21 protein-coding genes and 1 riboswitch are annotated in these 25,601 nt (G+C 49.8%); of the genes, 6 read left to right on the top strand and 15 right to left on the bottom strand.

Features of this window, described 5'->3' with window-relative positions; genetic code table 11:
* Positions 1–165: 165 nt before the first annotated feature.
* Positions 166–267, bottom strand: a riboswitch (TPP riboswitch).
* A 59-nt stretch (positions 268–326) separates the two neighbouring features.
* Positions 327–506, bottom strand: a complete 180-nt coding sequence (locus tag B076_RS0109930) for a hypothetical protein (protein ID WP_028487175.1) — start codon at positions 504–506, stop codon at positions 327–329.
* A gap of 43 nt (positions 507–549) precedes the next feature.
* Positions 550–1,752, bottom strand: coding sequence for a lytic murein transglycosylase (locus tag B076_RS0109925; RefSeq protein ID WP_028487174.1), 1,203 nt, complete (start codon positions 1,750–1,752; stop codon positions 550–552).
* A 164-nt stretch (positions 1,753–1,916) separates the two neighbouring features.
* Between B076_RS0109925 and rlmKL the strand changes: the two genes are divergently transcribed.
* Positions 1,917–4,133 (top strand): bifunctional 23S rRNA (guanine(2069)-N(7))-methyltransferase RlmK/23S rRNA (guanine(2445)-N(2))-methyltransferase RlmL, encoded by a 2,217-nt coding sequence (gene rlmKL, locus B076_RS0109920; RefSeq protein WP_028487173.1) that lies wholly within the window; start codon positions 1,917–1,919, stop codon positions 4,131–4,133.
* A gap of 282 nt (positions 4,134–4,415) precedes the next feature.
* Positions 4,416–5,798, top strand: a complete 1,383-nt coding sequence (gene hemN, locus B076_RS0109915; RefSeq protein WP_028487172.1) for an oxygen-independent coproporphyrinogen III oxidase — start codon at positions 4,416–4,418, stop codon at positions 5,796–5,798.
* A gap of 42 nt (positions 5,799–5,840) precedes the next feature.
* Here hemN and B076_RS0109910 read toward each other — a convergent pair whose 3' ends face one another.
* Positions 5,841–6,698, bottom strand: a complete 858-nt coding sequence (locus B076_RS0109910; protein ID WP_028487171.1) for a YdcF family protein — start codon at positions 6,696–6,698, stop codon at positions 5,841–5,843.
* A 17-nt stretch (positions 6,699–6,715) separates the two neighbouring features.
* Complete coding sequence (locus tag B076_RS0109905) at positions 6,716–8,014, bottom strand: sensor domain-containing diguanylate cyclase (RefSeq protein ID WP_051347297.1); 1,299 nt, start codon at positions 8,012–8,014, stop codon at positions 6,716–6,718.
* Positions 8,015–8,298: 284 nt separating this feature from the next.
* Here B076_RS0109905 and clpB point away from each other — a divergent pair, with 284 nt between their 5' ends.
* The 3 genes from clpB to B076_RS0109890 all read left to right on the top strand — a co-directional run bounded on the left by clpB (position 8,299) and on the right by B076_RS0109890 (position 12,750).
* A complete protein-coding gene (clpB, locus tag B076_RS0109900; protein WP_038150532.1) occupies positions 8,299–10,863 on the top strand; it encodes an ATP-dependent chaperone ClpB in 2,565 nt (854 codons plus the stop codon).
* Positions 10,864–11,121: 258 nt separating this feature from the next.
* Positions 11,122–11,430, top strand: a complete 309-nt coding sequence (locus tag B076_RS0109895; protein ID WP_028487168.1) for a c-type cytochrome — start codon at positions 11,122–11,124, stop codon at positions 11,428–11,430.
* A 21-nt stretch (positions 11,431–11,451) separates the two neighbouring features.
* Positions 11,452–12,750: an NAD(P)/FAD-dependent oxidoreductase gene (locus B076_RS0109890; protein WP_028487167.1), complete on the top strand. Its 1,299-nt coding sequence runs from the start codon at positions 11,452–11,454 to the stop codon at positions 12,748–12,750.
* 122 nt (positions 12,751–12,872) lie between these two features.
* Here B076_RS0109890 and B076_RS0109885 read toward each other — a convergent pair whose 3' ends face one another.
* The 10 genes from B076_RS0109885 to dsbD form a co-directional block, all read right to left on the bottom strand.
* Positions 12,873–13,148 (bottom strand): late competence development ComFB family protein, encoded by a 276-nt coding sequence (locus B076_RS0109885; protein WP_028487166.1) that lies wholly within the window; start codon positions 13,146–13,148, stop codon positions 12,873–12,875.
* Between the two features lie 135 nt (positions 13,149–13,283).
* Complete coding sequence (gene purD / locus B076_RS0109880) at positions 13,284–14,573, bottom strand: phosphoribosylamine--glycine ligase (RefSeq protein WP_028487165.1); 1,290 nt, start codon at positions 14,571–14,573, stop codon at positions 13,284–13,286.
* Between the two features lie 162 nt (positions 14,574–14,735).
* A complete protein-coding gene (purH, locus tag B076_RS0109875; RefSeq protein WP_028487164.1) occupies positions 14,736–16,298 on the bottom strand; it encodes a bifunctional phosphoribosylaminoimidazolecarboxamide formyltransferase/IMP cyclohydrolase in 1,563 nt (520 codons plus the stop codon).
* Positions 16,299–16,361: 63 nt separating this feature from the next.
* The gene (locus B076_RS0109870; protein ID WP_028487163.1) at positions 16,362–16,607 is read right to left on the bottom strand and encodes a helix-turn-helix domain-containing protein; all 246 of its coding nucleotides are present in this window, start codon (positions 16,605–16,607) and stop codon (positions 16,362–16,364) included.
* A 45-nt stretch (positions 16,608–16,652) separates the two neighbouring features.
* On the bottom strand, positions 16,653–17,621 hold the full coding sequence (dusB, locus tag B076_RS0109865) for a tRNA dihydrouridine synthase DusB (protein ID WP_028487162.1): 969 nt from the start codon (positions 17,619–17,621) through the stop codon (positions 16,653–16,655).
* A 94-nt stretch (positions 17,622–17,715) separates the two neighbouring features.
* Positions 17,716–18,594: a 50S ribosomal protein L11 methyltransferase gene (gene prmA / locus B076_RS0109860; RefSeq protein ID WP_028487161.1), complete on the bottom strand. Its 879-nt coding sequence runs from the start codon at positions 18,592–18,594 to the stop codon at positions 17,716–17,718.
* Between the two features lie 294 nt (positions 18,595–18,888).
* Complete coding sequence (gene accC, locus B076_RS0109855) at positions 18,889–20,238, bottom strand: acetyl-CoA carboxylase biotin carboxylase subunit (protein WP_028487160.1); 1,350 nt, start codon at positions 20,236–20,238, stop codon at positions 18,889–18,891.
* Between the two features lie 12 nt (positions 20,239–20,250).
* Positions 20,251–20,706: an acetyl-CoA carboxylase biotin carboxyl carrier protein gene (gene accB, locus B076_RS0109850; protein ID WP_028487159.1), complete on the bottom strand. Its 456-nt coding sequence runs from the start codon at positions 20,704–20,706 to the stop codon at positions 20,251–20,253.
* 110 nt (positions 20,707–20,816) lie between these two features.
* Positions 20,817–21,254 carry a type II 3-dehydroquinate dehydratase gene (gene aroQ, locus B076_RS0109845; protein WP_028487158.1) on the bottom strand — a complete coding sequence of 146 codons (438 nt, stop codon included), beginning with the start codon at positions 21,252–21,254 and terminating at the stop codon, positions 20,817–20,819.
* Between the two features lie 198 nt (positions 21,255–21,452).
* Positions 21,453–23,672, bottom strand: a complete 2,220-nt coding sequence (gene dsbD / locus B076_RS0109840) for a protein-disulfide reductase DsbD (protein ID WP_028487157.1) — start codon at positions 23,670–23,672, stop codon at positions 21,453–21,455.
* Positions 23,673–24,015: 343 nt separating this feature from the next.
* Here dsbD and B076_RS0109835 point away from each other — a divergent pair, with 343 nt between their 5' ends.
* Positions 24,016–24,507 carry an FxsA family protein gene (locus B076_RS0109835; RefSeq protein ID WP_028487156.1) on the top strand — a complete coding sequence of 164 codons (492 nt, stop codon included), beginning with the start codon at positions 24,016–24,018 and terminating at the stop codon, positions 24,505–24,507.
* A 257-nt stretch (positions 24,508–24,764) separates the two neighbouring features.
* Here B076_RS0109835 and B076_RS0109830 read toward each other — a convergent pair whose 3' ends face one another.
* On the bottom strand, positions 24,765–25,601 hold the full coding sequence (locus B076_RS0109830) for an NAD-dependent epimerase/dehydratase family protein (RefSeq protein ID WP_028487155.1): 837 nt from the start codon (positions 25,599–25,601) through the stop codon (positions 24,765–24,767).

Here is a 25,601-nt window from a genome sequence, read left to right as displayed (position 1 = left end):
GGCACGATAGACTTGTGTAGAAAACAGACGAATTCGTAATGAATTGTTGTGGACACAACGTCCGGGTTTCAGCTGACAAAGATTCAGGAAGATGAGGTGAGTGGGTATTCACGCAAATCTTGCATGAATCAGACGTTTGAAACTCGAATGCCGATGGGCGGAAACGTTGTATGTCTGATTGTTCCCTTCGCTGGTATTAACCAGATCAGGTTCTACGGATCCCGCTTTCGCGATCTCAGCCTAGTCTAGGCACTCCGACAATGTTGCTTTTTTAGAGTAACGGCAGAAGCCCGGTTTTGCAAGCGGGTTATGAAGAGGTTTTTGTTTTAGCTCTGTTTGATTTTGGCCGGATGGGCGGTACGGGTGAGCCGATTGTTCAATTTGGTCAATTGGCTTTGCACCTTCCAGAACAGATAGGCTGGGTGGTCGCATAGTTCGGCTTTGGGCGGCAAAATCCTGTGGAAGGTGAGGTCGATGGCTTTTGTTTTAGGATTGGAATCTGCCATGAAAAGTCTCCTCTCTGGAGTGGGTCTGCATCGTGTTCTGTGCTTACTTTATGGGGTTCTGTAAAACATTGAGAATACGTGCAGAAGGAAATCCGTCGGCAGGCAGGTTCCGATCTTTCTGGAAGGCGCGTAAGGCGTTGCGAGTGCGGCTTCCGGCGATACCATCTGCTTTTCCGGCTTCGTAACCCAAAGCATTGAGACGCTGCTGGATGGTTTTCATCTGCTCTTTATTCAGGGCGGCATCGTCCTCGGGAGCCTGTTTGCTCAAAGCCGGGCGACCGACAATGCGGTCGGCCAGATGCCCGACCGCCAGGGCGTAGTTATTGGAGTTGTTCCAGCGTTTGATAACCGAAAAGTTGGTAAACACCAAAAAAGCCGGCCCGCGGTAGTCGCTCGGCAGAATCAGTTTAGCTTGCATATCCTCTCTTGGCAGGGGGCGGCCATCAGCCAGTTTCAAGCCCATTTTTCGCCATTCATCCAACAAACGGGCGGTTTTTCCGTCGGCAATGGAAAAATCAAACCCGTCCGGCAGGGTCACTTCGCGTCCCCAGTTCTCCTGTTTTTGCCAACCCAGATTGGAGAGAAAATGTCCGGCTGAGAAAAACACATCCGGCAGGCTGCCCCATAAATCTTTTTTCCCGTCATTGTCGCCGTCCACCGCATAGCGCATGTAGTTGGACGGCATGAATTGGCATTGACCCATAGCGCCGGCCCAAGAGCCTTTCATTTGCGAAACCTGTACGTGTCCTTGGTCGAGAATTTTCAAGGCTTCCATCAGTTCTTTGCTGAAGAATTCACTGCGGCGCGGATCAAACGCCAGAGTGGCCAGCGATTCGATGATCGGCAGGTTACCGGTATAACCGCCGAAGTTGGTTTCCATGCCCCAGAACGCCACCAGATAACGACCCGGCACGCCATATTTTTGTGTGACTTGATCCAGCAGTTTACGGTGTTTTTGGTAGAGATACTTGCCTTTGACGATGCGCCAGTCGGTGACGGCCTTATCGAAATATTGCCAGAAGGTACGGGTAAATTCCGGTTGGCGACGATCCAGTTCAAGCACTTTCTCGTTGAGACTGACATTTTTGAAGGCGCTTTGCACCGTGGTTTGGGAAATGCCTTGCTTGACGGCCTGCTGTTTGAATTCCGATAGCCAAGATTGAAACTCGACTTCTGTCGCCGCGTGAAGCGATAAAGGAGTAAGCAGTGCGAATAGCCAGCTTGTAAGACGCAATCGAAATGTCATGGGGTCATCACCGTTGATTTGTGTATTTTGACTAAATTCAACCGCCTATTTTACAGAAACTTACATCAAGCTGACACTAAAACAGTAAAATGAGCGCATTAATAGTCTCGATGGTTTTGGTGTTTGTCCCATGGCCTTCTCTTTAAAAATCAATGGAATCGATTATGTTGAAATGTTTTGCCACCTCGCCGGGTGGGTTGAGTGAGATGTTGCGAGAAGAGTTGATCGCTTTGGGCGCTGAAAATGTCAAGGCACAACCCCGGGGTGTCAGTTTCGAAGGCAGTCTGGAAGTGGCTTACCGCGCCTGTCTGTGGTCGCGTTTGGCCAACCGGATTTACCTCACGGTTCTGGAGACGGAGTTGGATACTCAGGAAGACTTGACGCTTGAGGTCGCCGCTATCGACTGGGATCAACATATGGACGCGTTCGGAACCTTTGCGGTTTCGTTTTCCGGGAAAGGCATGGGCATCGACCACAGTCATTACGGAGCCTTGAAGATCAAGGACGGCATTGTCGATTATTTCAGAACGGTTTCCAACAGTCGCCCCAGTGTGGATACGATGCATCCCGAGCTGCGCGTTCACGGACATCTAAACCGTAACCGATTGACCTTGAGTATCGATTTGACCGGGCACAGTCTGCACCAGCGCGGTTATCGTGAAGGTCAGCAGGTCAAGGCGCCATTGAAAGAGAACGTGGCGGCGGCGTTGTTGATGCGTGCCGGTTGGCCGGAAATCGCCAAGCAGGGTGGTACCTTGTATGATCCGATGTGCGGTTCTGGAACTTTCTTGATTGAAGCGGCGATGATGGCATCCGATCTGGCGCCGGGGTTGGAAAAATCCGAACAGATGGGCTTTTTGACCTGGAAACAGCATGACGCCAAGTTGTGGCTTAGTTTGGTGGAGGAAGCCGAAGAGCGCGAGGCGGAAGGTTTGCGCAATTTGCCAGCGATTTACGGTTCGGATGCGTCGCACAAGTCATTGGATATCGCCGAAGAAGCGATCGCCAATGCCGGTTATGCGGATGCCATCGAAATCAAACAGATGACCGTTGAGCAGGGTCGACGCTGGGGGGACTGGACACCAGGCCTGGTGATTTCCAATCCGCCATACGGCGAGCGCTTGGGCGAACTGGATACGGTAAAAAGCATTTATGTCGAATTGGGGAATTACCTCAAAAACGAATTTGACGGATGGCAGGCGGCGATTCTGACCTGTAACCCGGAATTGGGCATGTATTTGGGGCTTAAGGCAAAACGCAGCCACAACTTCTTCAATGGGCCGATGGAATGTAAACTGTTCCGTTTCGATATCAAAGAGGAATTTCATCGTCAGCCGGCCGTCAAAGGCGGCGCCAAACTGGCGGAAGAAGTTCAGATGGCTTTGCCCGACCTGGTGCAGAGCGAAGGCGCCAAGATGTTCGCCAACCGCTTGAAGAAAAACATCAAGGGATTGCGCAAGTGGGCGAAAACCAATCAGATTTCCGCTTACCGGGTGTACGACGCCGATATGCCGGAATATGCATTGGCGATCGATTTTTATCAAACTCTGGAAGGCGGCGATTGGCTGGTGGTCAATGAATACGCCGCGCCCAAGACGATTGACCGAGGTCGAGCCAAAAAACGTCTGCACGAGGCCATGTCAGTCTTGCCGGAGGTGTTTGATCTGCCGGTGGATCACATTGTCTTTAAGGTGCGTGAACGCCAGAAAGGCACCTCGCAATACGAACGTCTGGATGAGAACCGACAGTTTTTCACGATGATGGAAAACGGCGCCAAATTGCGCGTTAACTTCACCGATTATCTGGATACCGGCGTGTTTCTCGACCATCGCGATGTACGCGCTTATGTGGCGCAGCAATCAAGAGGCAAAAGCCTGTTGAACCTGTTTTGTTACACTGCAACGGCGACTACCGAAGCCGCGGTTCATGGAGCGAAAAACAGTTTGAGCCTGGATATGTCGAAGACCTATTTGTACTGGGCGAAACACAACTTTTTGAGCAATGGCTGTGATGAGTCCAAACACCGTCTGGAACAGGCGAATGTATTGGAATGGCTGGAAAAATCCACAGCGGAAGGGAAGGCCGAGTTTGACGTGATTTTCCTGGACCCGCCATCCTTTTCGACTTCTAAACGCATGGAAGGCACCTTGGATATTCAGCGTGACCATGTGGACTTGATCAAGCAAACTTTGACGCTGTTAAAGCCCGGCGGGGAGTTGATTTTCTCGACCAATTTACGCAAATTCAAGTTGTCCAAAGCTGAGTTTGAGGATGTGGAAGTCACCGATATCACGCAAAAAACCATGCCGAAAGATTTTCAACGCAACAGCAAAATCCACCAGGCCTGGTCATTTAAGGAACCTCTGATTGAATCAGATTGAGATTCTGCGGGGCTTTAAGCCCCGCCCGAAAGGGCTTAGCCAAGTTTCCTAGCTCCGCGTTGTGAAGTTTTGCAAGGTCTGGACATTACTGCAACTTCACGCCTTGATCTGGAAAACTTGGCGTTGCCAGAATCCAATCTGATTCAATCAGAGGTTCCTTAAACGCCTTTAAACCGCCTTGCCGGCAGATAAATGCGCAACTCTTGAGATGGATTAACTTTTGTTCAAGGGTTTTAGATTAAGCTTGCGGGCCAGATGAATAATGAAACATGGATCGGATAGATGGAACAGAAAATACAGTTTGATGAAGCGCTGATTAAACGTTACAACCAGAGTGGTCCACGTTACACCTCTTATCCGACGGCCATTCAGTTTGAGGAATCTTTTGGCATTGATGCCTACAAAGAAGCCGCGTTACGCAGCAATGAATCGGGCCGAGGGCTTTCGCTTTATTATCATATTCCGTTCTGCGATACGGTGTGTTTCTTCTGCGCCTGCAATAAGGTTTGGACGCGAGACCGTTCGAAAACCACCCCTTATCTGCAACGTCTGTTCAAAGAGATTGAGATGCAGTCTCAGCTGTTTGACCCAGCACGAAAGGTTGAGCAGTTGCATTTGGGCGGCGGCACGCCGACTTTCATCAATAATGACGAGATGCGCCAGCTGATGGAGAAAACCCGCCAGCATTTCAATTTATATGATGACGACTCTGGCGAATATTCGATTGAAATCGACCCGCGCGAAGCCAATCGTGAATCGGTGAAATTGTTGCGTGAACTTGGCTTCAACCGCATGAGTCTGGGGGTTCAGGATTTTGACGAAAAGGTGCAGAAGGCGGTCAATCGCATTCAAACCCAGGCGGAGACGTTTGAGGTGCTGGAAGGCGCGCGTGAAGCCGGTTTTATGTCGGTCAACGTGGATCTGATCTATGGATTGCCGTTGCAGACCGAAGCCGGTTTTTTACGCACTCTGGATCGCGTCCTGGAAGCCGAACCGGATCGTTTTTCGATTTTCAATTACGCCCACATGCCGAGCCTGTTCCCCACCCAGAAAAAGATGAATGAAGCGGATATGCCCAACGCCGATGAGAAGTTGGCGATTCTGCATGCTTCCACCGAACGTTTGTTGGAAGCCGGTTATGTTTATATCGGAATGGATCATTTCGCCAAACCTGACGATGAACTGGCGATCGCGCAGCGTAACGAAACCTTGTATCGCAATTTTCAGGGGTATTCGACCCATGCTGAATGTGACTTGGTGGGCATGGGGGCCACTTCAATTTCATTGATCAACAACACCTATGCGCAAAACCGTAAAAGTCTGGAAGAATATTATCAGGCGATTGATGCCGGGGATTTGGCGGTATTCCGCGGGGTGCAACTGACCGAAGACGATGAGTTGCGACGCGATGTGATTACCCGTCTGATCAGCCATTTCCATTTGAACTTCGTCAAGATTGATGCCTTATGGAATGTCCGTTTCAAAGAGTACTTTGCCACTGAGTTGGCGAATCTGAGCCCTATGGTCGAAGACGGCCTGATCACACTCAGTGATGAAGATATTTACGTGACCGCCAAAGGGCGTTTGTTAATTCGCAATATCTGTATGGTGTTTGATGCGTACTTAAAACCCGACATGCAAAACCGCTTCTCCAAAGTCATCTAACGTCTTGGATTTTTGAGCCTGTTTGAAAACCGGCAGGCCTGGTTAGTTGGGTTGATTTTGTTCGAGTTCTATTGCGCGTGTCCGGCTATCCGTATACTCATAAGGGGGTGGGAAGAGAGCGGTTGTTTTACCGGTCAAATGATAAGCGCTCAAGCCGATCCACTCACGCCAAGCCGGTTCCAAGGCTTTGAGGTGATCAAACAGGTCAAAATCCCAACGTCTAAGGTCGTCGCTGTTGGAACGGTAATCCACCGGATAGGCCGTCACCTTCACTCCTTGTTGCCTGGCCACACCGACGGCTCGTGGCATATGATAGGCTGACGTTACCAGTAAGTAGTGGCCGCTTTCGATTGGAAGCAGGGGCTTGGTGTACAGGAAGTTCTCATAGGTGTTGCGGGATTTGGATTCAATAATCAAACGTTTGCTGTCAATGCCAATGGTGGTGAGCAGTGTTTTAGCCAGCGCTCCTTCACCATGAGTGTTTTGCAATTGTACCAAACCGCTGCCGCCGGTGAAAATGACGGGGGCCTTCGGGTATCGTTTTGCAAGTTCGGCCGCAGCAATGTAACGGTCGCCTCCCAGTCCCAGTTCCTCGACATTCCAGCTCAGCGAGCGTTTCAGGTCTTCACCGCCACCCAGTACGATAATGCCGTCAATTTTTTCGGGCAGGCTCACCGGTTTTGCAAAACGCGATTCCAAAGGCTGCATGAGATAGTCGCTGAATGGGTAAGCCATAATGAGAAAACTCAGCAGGCTGGTTGTGTACAGTACTCTTTTGGCACTGCGGATGCGGTTAAGAGACAGCAGAAAAGTTCCCCATAAGAGGGCGAATATGATTAGGTTGCCCGGACTCAAAAATGCCCACAGGACTTTGGAAAGGATGAAGAATAAGTTATCCATTGTTAAATCCTCGCGGTTTATTGAGGTTCGGCTGGCAAATCGGCCAGAACAGTCTGATTGCGCCCCTGTTCTTTTGCAAGATAGACCGCGCAATCGGCTTGTTTGATGAGATTGTCAAAATCGCCCGCAATTTCAGGGCAACAGGCGATGCCGATACTGACCGTCAGCGGGGTAGTATCGATGCTGGCCCAATCCGCTTCCATAAATGCACGGTGGATTTTATAAGTGATGGTTTCGATGTCATCCAGATGGGTGTTGGGGAACAAGGCCACGAATTCCTCTCCGCCCCAGCGGTAAACAAAGTCGTTCTGACGCAAGGTTTGTTTCAGTAGCTGGGCACCAAAAACCAGCACCTCATCCCCTTTTTGATGGCCATATAGGTCATTGATTTGTTTGAAGTTGTCAAAGTCGATGACCGCCAGGCACAAAGGTTGATGATTGCTTTGCGCTGATTCGATTTGTTGTCTGGCATGCTCTTCACCCTGATGGCGGTTCGGCAGTTGTGTCAACACATCGTTCGCGGCCAACTTCTCCAGCTGAAACTGGAGCTGTTTGCGTTCGGTGATGTTTTCCACCATGCCGACCACGAAAGTAGGGTTTCCCTGGTCGTCACGTTCACAGATCTTGCCCTTGTCATGTACCCAGATAAAGTGGCCGTTACGGTTGCGTAATCGGTATTCGGCTTCATAGTTGCCTCTTCTACCTTGCAGATGATCTTCAAGGATTTGCCCGACGCGATCAAGATCGTCCGGATGAACGTTATTGATCCAGGTTTTGACATGGGGCTCCATTTCGTCCGGACCGTAACCGAGCATTTTTTTGAGTTGGGGGCTGAAAAACACATGGTTGCTTTCAAGTTCCCATTCCCACAGCCCATCGGAGGCCTCGTTGAGAGCAAACCAGATGCGTTGGTTGCGACTGTGCATGTCTTTTTCGATGGTGAGGCGATTGGAGACATTGCGCGCAACCGATAAGAAATAAGTGCGTTCGAGGTGCTCGAAGTGTGTGGTATTGACCTCTACCGCGATCTCCCCGCCGTCTTTGTGTTTGTGGCTGCCGACAAAGGTAAAAGAAGGGCTGTTCAGAATGACCCGTTTCACTTCATCCCAATGAGGCAGGCCTTCAACGTTTTTTTGCAGGCTCAATACCGAGTGGTTCAGAATCTCGTGTTTTTCATAACCCAGTTCTTCATGGCCGACACGATTGCACCAGATAATATTTGAGCTGTGCGGGTCAATCAGGTAGACCGCATCCGCCATGTTCTGGAACAAGGCTTCTAAATTAAGATCGGCATCTTGAAGTGGTCCGGTTGTCATAATGCATCACTTTGTGGAATTGGAAACAAAAAAACCATAAAAATTATATGTTAATTGTAGCGGACTTGTGAATATAGGAGTTGGTAATTTGCATTATACTGTAATTGAATTTTTGCATTTTTGTTATGTAACATGCTCATTTTAATAAATTATTTGACTGGGCACTTCGGGTTTTGGAGTGAGTCTTAATTTTTTTATAAAATTTTTTAACTTTGACTTTTAAGTGATTGAAATCATCCCTATATGTAAAGTAATAATGAGTTTAAACGCTAAGGGGAATTAGCATGATAGAGAAATTTACCACCCAGTTTCAGTCGGTATTGCAGCAGGCTCAGTCTATTGCTGTCAGAAATGATAATCAATTTATCGAACCCATCCATGTCTTATCGGCGTTGTTGGATGAGCAAGCCTCTTTGTTGCAATTAGCTCAGGTTAATGTGGCGGGTTTACGTCAGTCGGTCAAACAAAAACTGGAAGGCCTGCCCAAGGTCAGCGGCACAGCCGGTGAAGTGCAGCTTTCACAAAAGTCTGGCCAAGTCTTGAACCTGATGGACAAGGCGGCACAGCAGAAAGGCGATGCCTATATCGCCAGCGAATTGTTCTTTTTGGCTGCACTGGATTCCAAAGATGTGGTGGCGGATTTACTCAAACAGGCTGGTGCCAACAAAAATGCCATTGAACAGGCGATTCAACAAGTACGTGGGGGTGAAAGCGTTATGGATCAGAATGCAGAAGAGAGTCGTCAGGCTTTGGAGAAATATACCATCGATCTGACTGAACGGGCGGCATCCGGTAAATTGGATCCGGTGATTGGACGTGATGATGAAATCCGTCGCGCCATTCAGGTTTTGCAACGCCGTACCAAAAACAATCCGGTGTTAATTGGTGAGCCGGGGGTGGGTAAAACCGCCATAGTGGAAGGTTTGGCGCAACGCATCATCAACGGTGAAGTCCCTGAGGGATTGCGTAACAAGAAAGTGCTGTCTTTGGATTTAGGGTCTCTGTTAGCCGGCGCCAAATATCGCGGTGAATTTGAAGAGCGATTGAAAGCGGTTTTGAGTGATTTGGCGAAAAACGAAGGTCAGATTATCCTCTTTATCGATGAAATCCATACCATGGTCGGAGCGGGTAAATCAGACGGTGCCATGGATGCAGGGAATATGCTTAAGCCGGCGTTGGCGCGTGGTGAATTGCATTGTTTGGGAGCCACGACTCTGGACGAATATCGTGAATACATCGAGAAAGATGCCGCTTTGGAACGTCGTTTCCAGAAGGTGTTGGTCGACGAGCCGACCGAAGAGGATACGGTTGCGATTCTGCGTGGGTTGAAAGAACGTTATGAGGTGCATCATGGGGTGGATATTACCGACCCGGCCATTGTCGCCGCGGTGAAACTGTCACAGCGTTATATCACCGATCGTCAGTTGCCGGACAAGGCGATAGACTTGATTGACGAAGCAGCGTCACGCATTCGTATGGAAATCGATTCCAAGCCGGAAGAGATGGACAGACTGGATCGTCGTTTGATTCAGTTGAAGATTGAGCGAGAAGCGCTGAAGAAAGAAAAAGACGCTGCGTCTATCAAACGTTTGGATGATCTGAAAAGCCAAATCGGCGAGCTGGAAAAAGAGTATTCCGATCTGGAAGAGATATGGAAAAAAGACAAGGCTTCCTTGCAGGGTAATCAACAATACAAAGAGGCGTTGGATCAGGCGCGTATTGAGATGGAAGCGGCACGCCGAGAGGGCGATTTGGGCAAAATGTCCGAATTGCAATACGGCACCATTCCGGACTTGGAAGCGAAGATCAAAGCCGCCGAACTAGCTGAAAGCGAAGATGGTGAGGTGCTTCATCTGTTACGCAACAAGGTCACCGAAGAGGAAATTGCCGAGGTGGTCGCCCGCTGGACTGGTATCCCGGTCTCACGCATGCTGGAAGGTGAGCGCGATAAACTATTGCGCATGGAAGAGGCCTTGCAGAAAAAGGTTGTGGGTCAGGCGGAAGCGGTCAGTGCGGTTTCGGATGCAATCCGTCGTTCCCGTGCAGGCCTGTCCGATCCAAATCGTCCGAATGGCTCCTTCCTGTTCCTGGGGCCGACAGGGGTGGGTAAAACCGAATTGACCAAAGCCTTGGCGGATTTCCTGTTCGATACACAGGAAGCCATTGTGCGCCTGGATATGTCCGAGTTCATGGAGAAGCACTCCGTGGCCAGATTGATCGGTGCGCCTCCGGGTTATGTGGGTTACGAGCAGGGCGGTTATCTGACCGAAGCGGTGCGCCGCAAACCTTATTCAGTGATTCTGCTTGATGAGGTGGAAAAGGCGCATCCGGATGTCTTCAATATTCTGTTGCAGGTTTTGGATGATGGCCGTTTGACCGACGGTCAGGGGCGTACGGTCGACTTCAAGAATACGGTGATTGTCATGACCTCGAACCTGGGCTCGCAGATCATTCAGGAGAAAGCTGGCGATGAGAATTACGAGGCGATGAAGGCCGATGTGATGGAGGTCGTTGGCGGTCATTTCCGTCCGGAATTCATTAACCGTATCGACGAAATCGTGGTGTTCCGTCCTTTGGATCGTGAGCAGATTCGTTCGATTGCCAATATTCAGTTGCAGCACTTGCATCAACGTTTGCACGAAGTGGACTTGCAGTTGGAGATCAGTGATGAAGCCTTGGATTTGTTGGGTGAGGCCGGATTCGATCCGGTGTATGGCGCACGACCATTGAAGCGAGCGATACAGCAGCGGGTGGAAAACTCTCTGGCACAACGTCTGTTGAGAGGCGAGTTCGTGCCGGGTTCAACGGTACACATTACGGTTGAAAATGGCGAGATTACTTTCAAGTAGATTGAGGCAGTTCCCTCGACTTTAACTCAAATAATGAATTGAGTTTTTATATACCCTCTTAATGAGGGTATTTTTTTGTCCGATTTTCATATTAGGGTTCGCTTTAAAAAGTGGAATCTATCAAGGTAAAGATATTTTGATTCGCTATTTTCTTGGTTTTTCCGTAAAAATAGTCGTATCAATACGTAGGATTTTGGTTGCGACTCTTTAAGTCTTATGAATTGTCTCCCAATAAAATATCGATAAGAGGTACTTTGAATGAAGAAGCGAATCCATGTTTTGGTTGCGGCGGCGGTGTTGGCCGTGCCGACAATATCATATTCGGCCGGAATCAGTGATGCGGAACTTTCTGCCACTACCTGTTTTTCATGCCATGGACCGGAAGGTAAAAATGTGGGGGGCGCTATTCCTGCCTTAGCCGGTTATCCCGAAAAGGTGATGGTGGAGCAACTCAAAAACTTCAAAAGTGGCAAACGTCCTTCCACGGTCATGCAGCGGCATATAAAGGGTTACAGTGATGCAGAAATCGAAGATTTGGCCCGTTATTTTTCAACCTTGAAACCCTAATTGTTAGCTGAGGAAAGTATCATGATGAAAATGAATCGAAGAACTTTGATTAAAGCCATGGCGGCAGCGGGTGCCACGGTTCCTATGATTTCACCTCTGAGCGCGCGTGCGATGAGTTCCAATGACTCTAGCGGTCCCAAGGTGGTGGTGATTGGCGGTGGGTTTGGCGGCGCGACCTGTGCCAAATACCTCAAACGTTTCGACAAGCAGATAGAGGTGACCTTGGTTGAACCAAAGAAAACCTATATGACCTGTCCGGGCAGCAATTGGTATTTGGCCGGTTTGGTTGATTCCGATACCATTACCCATAGCTACTCGGTTTTAGCGGATAAACATGACGTCAACGTCATTCACCAGTCTGTCAACGCGATTGACGCTCAGGCTAAAACCGTTAAGCTGGATAACGGCGACGTGCTGAAGTACGATCGCCTAGTGGTGTCACCGGGCATCGACTTCAAGTATGAGATGATCGAAGGCTATTCCGAGGAAGTCATCGACCAGATTCCTCACGCTTATCAGGCGGGCCCTCAGACCGAAATTCTCTATGAGCAGATACGCGACATGAAACCGGGCGGTACGTTTGTCATCGCACCGCCGCCCAACCCTTTCCGTTGTCCTCCTGGGCCTTATGAGCGCGTCAGTATGGTCGCCAGTTATTTCAAGAAGTACAATCCAACGGCTAAGATTCTAGTGTTGGATGCCAAGAACAAGTTTTCTAAAATGGGCTTGTTTGTGGAAGGCTGGAAACAGGAATATGGTGATATGATTACGTGGATCGGGGCCATGGATGGTGGTACGGTCAAGAAAGTGGATGTGGCTACCAAAACGGTCTACAGCGATTACGACACGGTTCAAGCCGATGTGTTGAACATCATTCCGCCCCAGAAAGCCGGGAAGCTGGCCTTTACTGCCGGATTGACCGATGACAGTGGATGGTGCCCGGTGAATCAGGAAACGTTTGAATCCAGCATTCATCGTGGCATTCATGTGATTGGCGATGCGTCGATTGCCGGTAAGATGCCAAAGTCAGGCCATTCCGCCAGCAGTCAGGGGAAGATGTGTGCGGCTGCCATCGTCTCGCATTTTCATAATTGGGCTATGCCCAGACCCAAAAACGTCAATACCTGTTACAGCTTGGTGGCCGAGGATTACGGCATCAGTGTGGCGGCCGTGTATGAGATGAAAGACGGTAAAATCGACATGGTGCCTGGTGCCGGCGGTGTCAGTCCTTCCGCGGGCAGTGTTCAGCAGCATAAACAAGAAGCCGATTATGCACGTGGTTGGTACAAGAGCATTACCGCAGATATTTGGAATAGCTAAAGAACCAAGTTTAGTTCAATGTTTTAACCATAAAAAAACCCTCTTTTTGAGGGTTTTTTAGTGTGTAATAGTCTGTTTTGGAATGGACAGGCCTGTCGAGAATCAAACAGGATTTTCAACTCTTATTCATCTTCATTGAGGCCATCCAGTTTCTTAATCTTTTTGTAGGCTTTGCGCACCGCTTTGCGCACTTTCTCTTCGATTTCGATATGTTCTTCGGTGGACATGTAAAAAGACATGTCGATGTCATAACGGATATAGCGAGGTGGAATGCGGTTGAGCGCGATGCAGGCCATATCGGCCAGTTGTTGTTCATCCAGCTCTTTATCGTGGTAGTTTTCACGGATTTCATTAAACACAAGACGTTCAAAATAATTATGGACAGTATCAAATGACATGGCAATTCCTCAATTAAAGAGCCGATAATACTTTCACTATACCTAAAAAGTGCGCATAAAAAAAGCACTCATATGAGTGCTTTTTATTAGGAGAATCAATAGCCAATCAAAGCTGAATGATAACCTTCAGGGGATTTACGCTTGTTCACGTCGGATAGCGCGATGGCCGATGTCGGTTCTGAAGTAGGCTTCATCCCACGAAACGGCCTTGACCCCTTCGTATGCACGTTTTTGTGCCTGGGTGACGTTTTCGCCCAATGCGGTCACACACAAAACGCGTCCGCCGGACGTGATGACTTCGTCTTTTTCATTTAAAGCCGTACCGGCATGGAAGACCTTAAGGTCTTCGGCATCGGCATTTTGCAAGCCTGAGATGACATCCGCTTTACGATACGCATCCGGATAGCCTCCGGCCGCCATGACGACACCCAAGGCCGCGCGGCTGTCCCATTGGGCGCTGACGGTATCCAGCTTGCCGTCGATGGCGGCCAAGCACAATTCGACCAAATCGGATTGCAGGCGCATCATGATCGGCTGGGTTTCAGGATCGCCGAAACGGCAGTTGAATTCAAGTACCTTGGGCGCACCGGAGGCGTCGATCATCACACCGGCATACAGGAAACCGGTATAAGGCAAGCCGTCTTTCGCCATGCCTTCGATGGTTGGTTCAATGACTTCTTTCATGATGCGGTCGTGGATTTCAGGCGTGACCACCGGGGCAGGGGTGTAAGCGCCCATCCCCCCGGTGTTGGGACCGGTATCACCATTGTTGCGTGCTTTGTGGTCTTGCGACGTCGCCATTGGCAGAATGTGTTTGCCATCCGCCATAACGATAAAGCTGGCTTCTTCGCCTACTAAAAACTCTTCGATCACCACGCGTGCACCGGCATCGCCGAACTTGTTGCCAGCCAGCATGTCATTGACCGCTTCAATCGCTTCTTCGTTGGTGTCGGCCAGAATAACACCTTTACCCGCCGCTAAACCGTCCGCCTTGATGACGATCGGAGCGCCCATTTTTTCGATGTAGGCCACGGCCGGTTCAATTTCGGTAAACACTTCATAAGCCGCAGTCGGAATCTTATGTTTGGCCAGGAAGTCTTTTGAGAAGGCCTTGGAACCTTCCAGCTGAGCTGCTGCCGCACTCGGACCAAAACATTTTAAGCCGGCTTCTTTATAGGCGTCGACCACACCCAGTACCAAAGGCACCTCGGGGCCGACAATGGCAAGATCAATGTTATTTTTTTTGGCGAAATTAACCAGGCCTGTGATATCTTCAACGGAAATCTCGACGTTTTCCAAGTTGGCTTCCAACGCCGTACCCGCATTGCCGGGCGCCACAAAGACTTTGGAGACCTTTGGCGATTGTGCCGCTTTCCAAGCCAAGGCGTGTTCACGACCACCGCCACCAATAATTAATACTTTCATTTGTTTAATCTCTTTCTTTTTAGAATAACCATTCTTAAGAAGGAGGCGCTTTGTTCAAATTCTAGGCGGATAAAAGAACCGACGCACAGCGTACTTGAAGTACGTGAGCATCGGAAGCTTTTATCCAACAACGAAGTTGGACAAATAAGCCCCTTGAGCCACTTAGTGTTTAAAGTGGCGCATTCCTGTGAACACCATCGCAATACCGTGTTCGTCCGCCGCGTCGATGACTTCCTGATCGCGCATCGATCCACCTGGATGAATCACCGCCGTGATGCCCGCAGCCGCTGCGGCATCAATGCCGTCGCGGAACGGGAAGAACGCATCGGAAGCCATGACGGAACCGGGAACTTCCAATCCTTCATCTGCGGCTTTGATGCCGGCGATTTTGGCGGAATAAACGCGGCTCATTTGGCCTGCGCCCACACCGATGGTCATACCGTCTTTAACATAGACGATGGCATTGGATTTAACGAATTTGGCGACTTTCCAGGCAAACATCAGGTCATCCATTTCGGTTTCGGTCGGCGTACGTTTGCTGACGACTTTGAGTTCTTCTCGAGAAACGGCGCCAAGATCACGGTCTTGAACCAGTAAACCGCCGGTTACACGTTTGTAATCATACGCGGCTTGCTGTTCGCCAAGTTCACCACAGGCCAATAGGCGTACGTTCTGTTTTGCCGCTACCACGGTTTTGGCTTCGTCAGATACGCTTGGTGCAATAATGACTTCTACAAACTGACGCTCAACAATCGCCTGCGCAGTTTGTGCGTCCAATTCACGGTTGAAGGCGATGATGCCGCCGAAAGCCGAGGTTGGATCGGTTTTATAAGCCCGGTCATAGGCTTCAAATAGGCTGCTGCCAATTGATACACCGCACGGGTTGGCGTGTTTGACGATGACACAGGCGGTATCGTCAAAGGTTTTGACCAGCTCCAAGGCCGCATCGGTGTCGGCGATGTTATTGAAGGACAAGGCTTTACCTTGAATCTGTTCGGCGGTAGAGATGGATGCTTCGCTCGGGTTGCGTTCGGTATAGAAAGCCGCAGCCTGATGTGGGTTTTCGCCATAACGCATCGACTGCTTCTTCACGAACTGCGAATTAAACGTACGTGGGAAGGCATCGTTTTCATCTTCACTGAACATGGTGCCGAAGTAGTTGGCAATCGCTCCATCGTAACGGGCGGTTTGCTCAAAGGTTTTGATCGCCAGGTCAAAACGAGTGGCGTGTGCGAGCTGGCCGTTGTTGGCTTGCAGCTCTTCCAGAATGCGTGAATAGTCCGCCGGATCGGTGACCACGGCCACGTCCTTGTGGTTTTTGGCTGCAGAACGCAACATGGTCGGTCCGCCGATGTCGATGTTTTCAATCGCATCTTCCAAAGAGCAGTCGGCTTTGGCGACCGTCGCTTCAAACGGGTATAGGTTGACCACCACCATGTCGATCGGATCGATGCCATGTTCGTTCATGATGGCATCATCGGTTCCGCGACGTCCCAAAAGCCCGCCGTGAATTTTGGGATGCAGGGTTTTAACGCGTCCGTCCATCATTTCCGGAAAACCGGTGTATTCGGACACTTCGGTAACCGGTAGGCCGGCTTCGGAAAGCACTTTATAGGTGCCGCCGGTGGATAGGATGGCGACATTCATGGCGACCAGCGATTCTGCAAATTCAAGAATGCCGGTTTTATCCGAGACACTGATCAGTGCGCGACGAACGGGTTTCATCATGTTCATTTCTCCAGAAAGTGAAAACTAAATTTAAAATTGGGTATAAATTGGTTATTGGGTTTAGATCAGATCGTATTTCTGCATTTTCTTGCGCAAGGTGTTGCGGTTGATGCCTAAAATCTGGGCGCTTTTCGATTGGTTCTGATCGGTTTTGGTCAACACAAACTCAATCAACGGCTTTTCCACCTGTTGAATCACCATCTCATAGACATCGGTGGCGGATTCTTTATCAAGCGTTTCAAAATAGCTTTCTAGGGTCGTTGTGACTTGGGCGCTTAATGAATGGTTGTTGGTCGATTTGGTCATTGTGTTTATATCAGTTTTAGGTTGATTGAAATTAAGCAGGCCTGGTTAAATGCGTTTTGCAAAAAAGGCCTCAATCAACTTGAGTTGTTCGTTTGGGTCGGTCAGCAGGTTGAATGGTTTGCGCAGAGCCGAGCCCTGTGGCAGATGTTGACTGTACCATCCAATGTGCTTGCGGGCGATGCGCACGCCCAGCATTTCACCGTACAGCTGATGCAATCCCAAGGTGTGTTCCAGCATGGCGTTGCGGAATTCGTTCAAGGTTGGAGATGGGAGGTGCCGGCCGGTTTCAAGATAATGATTTATCTCACGAAATATCCATGGATAGCCTTGCGTTGCACGTCCGATCATAATGCCATCAGCGGACGTATATTCTAATACAAATTTGGCCTGTTCGGGTGTGTTAATATCACCATTTGCAATCACCGGAATGTCCAGAGATTGTTTGACCCTACGAATGGTTTCGTATTCAGCCTGACCGCTGAACTTGGCTTCGCGGGTGCGGCCATGGATGGTGACCGCCTGCAAGCCCTTTTCCTGAGCCAGTTGCGCAATCAGCAGGGCGTTTTTTCGCTCGTCATCGAGTCCGGTTCGGATTTTGACCGTCACCGGCACATCCACGGCATCCACCACGGCCGAAAATATCTGTGCAACCTTATTGGGCTCTCCCATCAGCGCGGAACCGGCGGCTACACTGCATACTTTTTTAGCGGGGCAGCCCATGTTCAGGTCGATGATCTGTGCGCCTTGCTGCTGTTGCCAAACGGCGGCATCGGCCAATTCTTGAGCATCGGTCCCCAACAGTTGTACGGCGCGGGGTTCCGGATCGTTTGGGTTGGCCTGGCGGGTGGCGGATTTTTTCGTTTCCCATAGCTGTTTCTGCGAGGCGACCATTTCCGCCAGGGTGTAGTCGGCTCCGAAATCTCGACACAGTTTTCGGTAAACGGAATCGGTCACCCCAGCCATGGGCGCCAGCACCAGATTATGTGCAAATGCATAAGGGCCGATTTTCAGCATGGTGCCTGAACCGGTTTTAAACCGTGATTAGGTTGTGTTGCCAAAGGGCAGACAGAATGATACCAGGCCTGCCCGTTTTCAAATTCGACTGTTTTCAACATGACTTAGTTCCGGCCAGAAGCCCCCATTCTTCATTTGTTTTCAGGGTGTCGAGTTCAATGCCAATCGATTGGTAGTGGCGTTGCAATTCTTTGGCTTGAGTGGCAAGCAGTCCGGATAAGACCAGCGTTCCTCCGGGTTTAAGTAGACGGTCGAATTCTTCAGCCAACTCTTTTAAAGGTCCGGCGAGTATATTGGCAATTAGCAGATCCACCGGTTCGGAATCAAAGTCTTTGACCAGAGCAAAAGGGATGTCGGCCTGATTACGCTGAGCGTTCTGTTGGCTCGCCAGGATTGCCTGCGGATCGATGTCCGTACCGGTAACGGTTAGAGCCCCCAGTTTATTCGCGGCCAGCGCCAAGATTCCCGAACCACAGCCGTAGTCGATGACATTCAAGCCTTCAGGGGCATGTTGATCCAGCCAGGTCAGACATAAAGCGGTGGTTGGGTGGGTGCCGGTTCCAAAGGCCATGCCCGGGTCCAGCATCAGATTGACCGCATCCGCTTGTGGCGGTTCGAGCCAGCTGGGCACAATCCATAAACGATCCCCAAAACGCATGGGCTGGAATTGATCCATCCACGCACGAATCCAGTCTTTGTCTTCCAGCTGTTCAATTTTGTAGTGTTGAGCCGATATCTCCGGCAGCAAGTTGGTCAGTGTCTCAATTACCTGTTTTGCGTCGGTTTCGGCATCAAATAGTCCCACCACTTTGGTGGTTGACCAGATTGGGGTGGTGCCGATTTCCGGTTCAAAAATGGGTTGGTCCTTGGCATCTTCAAAGGTGACCGAGCAGGCACCGCTTTCCATCAGTGCGTCGGATAAAGGTTCCGCAAGGGCTTCCTTGACGACGGTGTTGATTTGGATCCAAGCCATTTTTTCTCCTTAGCCTTGTTTCATTGTCCAGCCCGAATATTTCACAAATTTGCACCGATCTCGCTTGCCTCTTGATTCCACAAGAAATATTTTCTCGGTCGGTCGTAATCCTGGATACGACGCTCCTTCGAAAATTTCCTTGTAAAAACAACTTCCTGCGCGACCTCAGTACAAATTCATGAAACATTCGGGCTAGAAAAGCAAAAAACCTCTTATGGCTTTGCATAAGAGGTTTTCAGTATGTTCCCTTCCCGTTTTTGGGGTAAGAGGGACGGTTAATCGTTTGTGGTCCTTTTAAATAAGGTGTTCCAAACGGTGTTCCAGATAGTGGATGTTCATACCGCCTTCGCAGAAACCGTGATCGTTCATGATTTCGCGTTGCAGATGGATATTGGTATCGATGCCCTTGATAACCATTTCCTGTAACGCCACGTCCATACGACGAATCGCAGTGGTACGGTCATTGCCGAAACAGATCAGTTTACCGATCATAGAATCGTAATGCGGTGGAATGGTGTAGCCGGTATAGATATGGGAGTCCCAACGAACGCCCAAACCACCCGGTAAATGCAAACGTTCCAGCAGGCCTGGTGAAGGCATGAAGTTCTTGGCCGGGTTTTCCGCATTGATACGGCATTCGATGGCGTGGCCTTTGATGACAATGTCTTCTTGTTTCAGGCTTAACGGGATGCCCATGGCGATTTCGATTTGAGCCTTGACCAAGTCGATTCCGGTCACCATTTCGGTGACGCAGTGTTCAACCTGGAGACGGGTGTTCATTTCGATGAAATAAAATTCGCCGTCTTCGTAGAGGAATTCAAAGGTTCCGGCACCACGGTAGTTGATCTCATTGCAGGCGTTGACACACGCCGCACCGATCTTGGCACGTTGTTCGGCAGTGACACCCGGAGCCGGTGCTTCTTCAACCACTTTCTGGTGGCGACGCTGCATGGAGCAGTCACGTTCGCCTAGATGCACGGCGTTACCCTGGCCGTCGGCCAATACCTGGATTTCGACATGGCGAGGATTTTCAAGAAATTTCTCCATGTAGACTTCCGGGTTACCGAAAAAGCTGCCTGCTTCCGACTTGGTTAACTGGATTGACTTCAATAGGTTGGCTTCGGTGTGTACCACACGCATTCCGCGTCCGCCGCCACCGCCGGAGGCTTTGATGATAATCGGGTAACCAATCTCTTTGGCGATACGGTGGTTTTCATCGTCGTCGTCGCCAAGAGGGCCACCCGAGCCCGGTACCGTCGGTACGCCGGCGGCTTTCATGGCACGAATGGCCGAAACCTTGTCACCCATGATGCGGATGGTTTCCGCTTTAGGGCCAATAAACTTGAATCCGCTCTCTTCAACGCGTTCCGCAAAGTCGGCGTTTTCGGACAGGAAGCCGTAACCCGGGTGAATCGCTTCGGCATCGGTGACTTCGGCGGCAGAAATGATCGCAGGCACGTTCAGGTAACTTTCCGATGAGGGTGCCGGACCAATGCAGACCGATTCATCCGCCAGCAATACATGTTTCAAGTCGGCATCTGCGGTGGAGTGCACGGCTACGGTTTTGATGCCCAGTTCTTTACAGGCCCGCAACACGCGAAGTGCGATTTCACCACGGTTGGCAATTAGAATTTTTTCAATCATTAGGGGTCTTCCTTATTCGATAATGAATAGTGGTTGACCAAACTGTACCGGCTCGCCGTTTACGCCAATAATCTGCTTAACGGTACCGGAAACGTCCGATTCGATCGGGTTCATGATTTTCATGGCTTCAATGATGCACAGGGTGTCGCCTGCAGCCACTTTGTCTCCCACCTTGACGAAAGCCGGCGCATCCGGGGAAGGCGCTTCGTAGAAGGTTCCAACCATAGGCGAGGTGACCTGGTGGCCACTGATCTCTGCAGGCGCTTCTGCCTCAGCCGGTGCGGCTGGGGCGGGCGCAGCCGGTGCTTGGGCCGGTGCCGATTCGTACTGAACTTGTGGCGCGGTCATCATGATCGGTTCTTTGCTGCGAGTGATGCGAATATTGTGTTCGCCTTCTTTAATTTCAATTTCGGCGATGTCAGACTGCTCTACAATTTCAATCAGTTTACGAATTGAACGAATATCCATGTTTTTTCCTTTGATTATTTGCCTAGCCGGGTTGGGCGTTTGGCTTTTTCATTTTTATTAGCTGTTGTTCTGTGTGTTTGAATGAGTGTGTTAATTTGTCCAATTGGACTTTAGCGAATTCTCTCGGCAGCCGCTTCCAATGCCAGCTCGTAACCTTTGCTTCCCAATCCGGCAATCACACCTTCCGCCAAGTCCGAAAAGTAGGAGTGAGTCCGGAATGGCTCACGCTTGTGGATATTGGAAAGATGCACTTCAATAAAAGGCAGGCTTACCGCGGCTAAAGCATCACGGATGGCTACGCTCGTGTGGGTGAAGGCCGCCGGATTGATGATGATGAATTCGGTGCCGTCGTCCATAGCTTGATGCACGCGATTGACGATTTCATGTTCGGCATTGCTCTGGAAATGGCGTAGACGCACATTATATTCATCTGCCAACTGTTCAAGATCTTCGATAATGTCGGCAAGGGTTTGGCGACCGTAAATTTCAGGTTCGCGTTTGCCGAGCATGTTTAGATTTGGACCGTTTATTACGAGAATGCTTGCCATCTTAAAATCCACAATTGGTGAGTAACCGGATTATAACTGATGTGATCCCATAAGACTATGAAGCGGAGGGCAAAAATCAAAATTTGTGCGTGAAATGTTGCGTTCTGTCATGAACTGATATGAAAGATCGATTTTTCTAATGAGGGGCAAAAAGTGGGTTTATGGCCGGTTCAATCGGGTCGAACCGGCCATAAAGAGTTATTCAAAGGCCTTTTGCGTTATCGCCGAGAAAGTATCGGCGTTTTTAAAGCCAATGACCCTTTGCGCTTTTTGTTCTTCACCGGAACTATTGAAGAACAGAATGGCTGGAGGGCCGATCAAACCGAACTTTTTCATCAGGGCTTTGTCGATGTCGTCATTGGCGGTGACATCGGCCTGAATCAAAGTGACCCCTTCAAGCGCGGCATGCACTTGAGGGGCGGTGAAAGTCAGGGCTTCCATCTCTTTGCAGCTAACACACCAGTCGGCATAAAAGTCGAGCATCACCGGTTGGCCTTTGGCCAATTCATTTTCCAGGTCTTCAATACTTTTGATGGTTTTGAAGTTCAGGTGCTCGGATTGTTGCTGTGCGGAACCTCCGCCACCTTGAAAGACTTTGAGCGGCTGGAACATAGAGTGGCTGCCGGCCAGCAATCCTACCAGAATCATAACGCCGTACAGTGCCAATGCAATTCCGAAGCCTTTGAAGAGTTTGAACCAGCCGGTTTTTTCGGCGGTGCTTTCAAAGGCGCCCAGATAAACGGCAGAGATAATGAACAGTAATGCCCAGGCAAGCATGGTCACCTCAGCAGGCACAATGCGTTCGGCCATCCAGATAGCGACCCCGATCAGCATGACACCAAATACGGCTTTGACGCCATCCATCCAGCCACCAGCACGCGGCAACAGTTTTCCGGCTGATGTTCCCAGTAACAGCAGCGGCAGACCCATCCCCATGCTCATCGCAAACAGCGCAGTTCCGCCCAATAGGGCATCGCCGGTTTGCCCGATGTAGATAAGCGCGCCTGCCAGAGGCGGAGCCACGCAGGGACCGACAATCAGTGCCGATAGGAAGCCCATAATGGCGACGCCAGTCAGGGTTCCGCCTTGTTGTTTATTGGACAGGCTGGTGAGTTTGGTCTGTAGGCTGTTGGGCAGTTGCAGTTCATAGAAGCCGAACATGGACAGCGCCAATAGAAGGAAAATCACACTGAAACTGCCGATGATCCATGGATTCTGGAAGGCGGCCTGTAAGTTTTCACCAAACACGCCGGCTAAGACCCCTGCTACCGTGTAGGTAACCGACATGGCCAATACGTAGACAAGAGACATCACAAACGCACGGCGTGTGGTTAATTGATCTCCCTGGCCGACAATAATGCTGGATAGGATTGGAATCATCGGGAATACGCAAGGGGTGAACGCCAGCAATAAACCAAAAATAAAGAAGGTGGCGATGACGATCCAGACACTGCTGTTTTTGAGTGTGTCGGCGATTTGATCGGTTTCGGAAAGGTCGTCTTTATTTTCAACGGTGGCCGTCGCCAATCGACTGGCACTGTCGGAACTGGCCGCTTGAACCTGATCCGGGGTCAGGGTGACGGTTTTACGCATGGGCGGGTAACAGACCCCTGCCGAAGCGGAACAGCCCTGGAATTCAAATTCGATGATAGAGGATTGACTGATGGCTTCAATCGGCAGGCCTGCTTGAATCATGCCGTGGTAGACCTTGGTTTTTCCAAACAGCGGATCGTCGATGGTTTCCGCAGGCGGCAATTGCAGTGATCCTACAGCTGCATCACCTTCGAGTAGTTTGACTTTGATTTTGTCTTGATAGAGGTGGTAGTCCTGGGCAATATCCCATTTCGCCACAATCTGTCCGTTGTTAATTTGGGTTGAGAACTTAAAGGCGTCATCGGCTTCCAGCAGTTCGGGCTCGTCGTTATTGGCCGACAGCAGGTCATTTAATTCTGACAGTGAGCCAAAACCAGCGGCCGTACCGTTACTGGTATTGGCGGGAAGGTCTACTTTCAATTCACGGGTTTGGGGAGGATAGCAAACCCCGATCTTGTCGGCACAGCCTTGGTATTTGACGGTAATCGTCGCGCTGGTCTGTTGTGCCTGATAAGGAGCGCTTAAGGTCGCCTGATGTTGGTAGACTTCGGTTTTTCCAAAAAGCGCATCATCAACCTCTTTGGCGGGAGAATAAATCGTCTCACCGAGTTTCAGGTCATTTGACGTAATCGACATTTTGTCTTTGTAGAGTTTGTAGTCGTCTGCGATGATCCATTTTACGCTCAGCTTGCCGTTATCCACCGACGGGGTCTGTAGCTGGAAAGCCTCATCCACGTCCAGCAGTTCGTCGGCCTGAATGACCGGTGCGGCGAACAGCAGCAGTGAACCAAAAAGAAGAGGGAGTAGGTGTTGAATCAGTCGCATAGTACAGTCTCTCTTTGTCTGTTTTTGAGGCCATTATTGGGTTGTGCGAAGCTTAACGGCGGACAATCACTTGAAAGCCAAGATAAAAGCCTTATAAACTCACAATATTGTTTACAATAAAATCCAGTTATTTTCAAACGGTAATTGTAATTACAATTACGTTTGTGCCGGTTGAATGATTTTATACCAGTTCGATTCGATTTAGTGGGTTTTACCGGTTAAATTTACGCCAAAAATGATTCGGCTGAATCTTTAAGGAATCTCAATCCGATTTAATCAGAGGTTCCTTAGGTGAAGCCAGTTAAATCAATAGACTTACACACCAATTAATTATGAGACCTGTATGTTAAAAGTTTTCTTTCTACTTTTTTTATTAATTCCCTTAATTGAGCTTTATGTACTGATTCAAGTGGGCAGTGTCATCGGTGCTTTGCCAACCATTTTGCTGACGGTCACCACCGCAATTGTGGGTGTGGCCTTGATGCGTAGTCAGGGCGTGGCCACCATGCAAAATGCACAGGCCTCCATGGCAGTGGGTGAGGTGCCTCAGTTGGCGTTAATGGAAGGCGTGTTTATTTTTTTGGGCGGCGTATTGTTGTTTATTCCAGGCTTGATCAGTGATGCGATTGGATTGCTGTTTTTGATTCCCTTTGTGCGCCGTGGTTTGATACGCCAGTCTTTGAAAGGTTATCAAGCCAAAGGACATTTTCGTTACCAGAATTCACAGGGCGATTATTTTGAAGGGGAGTGGTCAGAGACGAATCCCAAGCCGCGTGAGAAATTGCAGCACCATTCGGTGATTGAAGGTGAAGTGGAGGATAAGGACCGTCGCTAACTCACGGTCGGGATGACAGTGTGAATTTGTCACGCTGAACATTCATTTACTGTCATGCTGAGCGTAGTCGAAGCATCTTTTGGGAGTGTGCACGGCGGTGGGAGATCCCTCCACTTTGGTCGGGATGACGGTGGTTTGCTCGGGATGGCAGCCGGTTCGGTCAAGATGACAAACTGGTTGCTTGATTATACGGCTTGATGGGTGAAAGTGGCACTTCAATACCAGGCCTGTTCAAAGTGAATAGGCCTGATTCTCTGTTAAATTAATTCGCTGTACCCGGCCTGATAGTTCGGGTACTTGAATGCATATCCCGTTGAGCGGATTTTGGCATTGGACAGGCGTTTGTTGCTGCGCATCAATCGACTGTTCTCAGTGGGTTCAAGATGCTCAATATTGGCCACATTCAACTGTTCGGCCAACCATTCATACACTTCGCACGACAAGGTCGGTTCATCGTCCACGCCGATGTAAAGCGATTCGACTTGGTTAGGGTTTTTCTCGTTCAGATTCAATAAATGCACCAGCATGCCCACGCAGTCTTCGGAGTGGATGCGGTTGCTGTAGACATCTTCCATGCAGTGGGCCTTGCCTTGTTGAACCAGGTCGATCAGATGCGTGCGTCCCGGACCGTAGATGCCACCAAAGCGAACCACCGTGCTGGTAAATGGCGATTCATTAATGAGCTCTTCACCCTCCAGTAAACGTTTGGTGGAGAAGTTGCTACCGGAGGTCGGGCTCTCTTCCGTGACTTTTTCGCCCTCACTCTGACCAAATACCGAAGAGCTGGAAATAAAGAACAGGCGTTTCGGCGATTGGTTCTGCAGGTTTTTAAGGGTGTGTTTTACCCCCGAGACATAAGCTTGGTAATAGGCAACGTCTTTGTGTTTGCCGGCCGAGGCCATGTAAAAGACATAATCCAGGTTGTCTGGAAAAGGCAGCTTGGTGTTGGAAAGATCAGCTTCAATCGGTGAGATCCCATCTGGGATGTCGCTGATGTCACGACGCAGACCATAAACCTTGTGGCCCTGTTCGACCAGTTTTTGTCCCAGTTCACAGCCAATTCCGCCACAGCCTACAATTAAAACGTTTGCCAT

The sequence above is a fragment of the Thiomicrorhabdus chilensis DSM 12352 genome, from assembly GCF_000483485.1.
Lineage (GTDB): Bacteria > Pseudomonadota > Gammaproteobacteria > Thiomicrospirales > Thiomicrospiraceae > Thiomicrorhabdus > Thiomicrorhabdus chilensis.
Note: the sequence above shows the minus strand (reverse complement) of the source record. Positions and strands in the feature narration are given on the sequence as shown.

Coding starts and splice junctions, on each gene's coding strand:
- B076_RS0109930 (WP_028487175.1), bottom strand. CDS start 506: ATGGCAGATTCCAATCCTAAAACAAAAGCCATCGACCTCACCTTCCAC.
- B076_RS0109925 (WP_028487174.1), bottom strand. CDS start 1,752: ATGACATTTCGATTGCGTCTTACAAGCTGGCTATTCGCACTGCTTACT.
- rlmKL (WP_028487173.1), top strand. CDS start 1,917: ATGTTGAAATGTTTTGCCACCTCGCCGGGTGGGTTGAGTGAGATGTTG.
- hemN (WP_028487172.1), top strand. CDS start 4,416: ATGGAACAGAAAATACAGTTTGATGAAGCGCTGATTAAACGTTACAAC.
- B076_RS0109910 (WP_028487171.1), bottom strand. CDS start 6,698: ATGGATAACTTATTCTTCATCCTTTCCAAAGTCCTGTGGGCATTTTTG.
- B076_RS0109905 (WP_051347297.1), bottom strand. CDS start 8,014: ATGACAACCGGACCACTTCAAGATGCCGATCTTAATTTAGAAGCCTTG.
- clpB (WP_038150532.1), top strand. CDS start 8,299: ATGATAGAGAAATTTACCACCCAGTTTCAGTCGGTATTGCAGCAGGCT.
- B076_RS0109895 (WP_028487168.1), top strand. CDS start 11,122: ATGAAGAAGCGAATCCATGTTTTGGTTGCGGCGGCGGTGTTGGCCGTG.
- B076_RS0109890 (WP_028487167.1), top strand. CDS start 11,452: ATGATGAAAATGAATCGAAGAACTTTGATTAAAGCCATGGCGGCAGCG.
- B076_RS0109885 (WP_028487166.1), bottom strand. CDS start 13,148: ATGTCATTTGATACTGTCCATAATTATTTTGAACGTCTTGTGTTTAAT.
- purD (WP_028487165.1), bottom strand. CDS start 14,573: ATGAAAGTATTAATTATTGGTGGCGGTGGTCGTGAACACGCCTTGGCT.
- purH (WP_028487164.1), bottom strand. CDS start 16,298: ATGAAACCCGTTCGTCGCGCACTGATCAGTGTCTCGGATAAAACCGGC.
- B076_RS0109870 (WP_028487163.1), bottom strand. CDS start 16,607: ATGACCAAATCGACCAACAACCATTCATTAAGCGCCCAAGTCACAACG.
- dusB (WP_028487162.1), bottom strand. CDS start 17,621: ATGCTGAAAATCGGCCCTTATGCATTTGCACATAATCTGGTGCTGGCG.
- prmA (WP_028487161.1), bottom strand. CDS start 18,594: ATGGCTTGGATCCAAATCAACACCGTCGTCAAGGAAGCCCTTGCGGAA.
- accC (WP_028487160.1), bottom strand. CDS start 20,238: ATGATTGAAAAAATTCTAATTGCCAACCGTGGTGAAATCGCACTTCGC.
- accB (WP_028487159.1), bottom strand. CDS start 20,706: ATGGATATTCGTTCAATTCGTAAACTGATTGAAATTGTAGAGCAGTCT.
- aroQ (WP_028487158.1), bottom strand. CDS start 21,254: ATGGCAAGCATTCTCGTAATAAACGGTCCAAATCTAAACATGCTCGGC.
- dsbD (WP_028487157.1), bottom strand. CDS start 23,672: ATGCGACTGATTCAACACCTACTCCCTCTTCTTTTTGGTTCACTGCTG.
- B076_RS0109835 (WP_028487156.1), top strand. CDS start 24,016: ATGTTAAAAGTTTTCTTTCTACTTTTTTTATTAATTCCCTTAATTGAG.
- B076_RS0109830 (WP_028487155.1), bottom strand. CDS start 25,601: ATGGCAAACGTTTTAATTGTAGGCTGTGGCGGAATTGGCTGTGAACTG.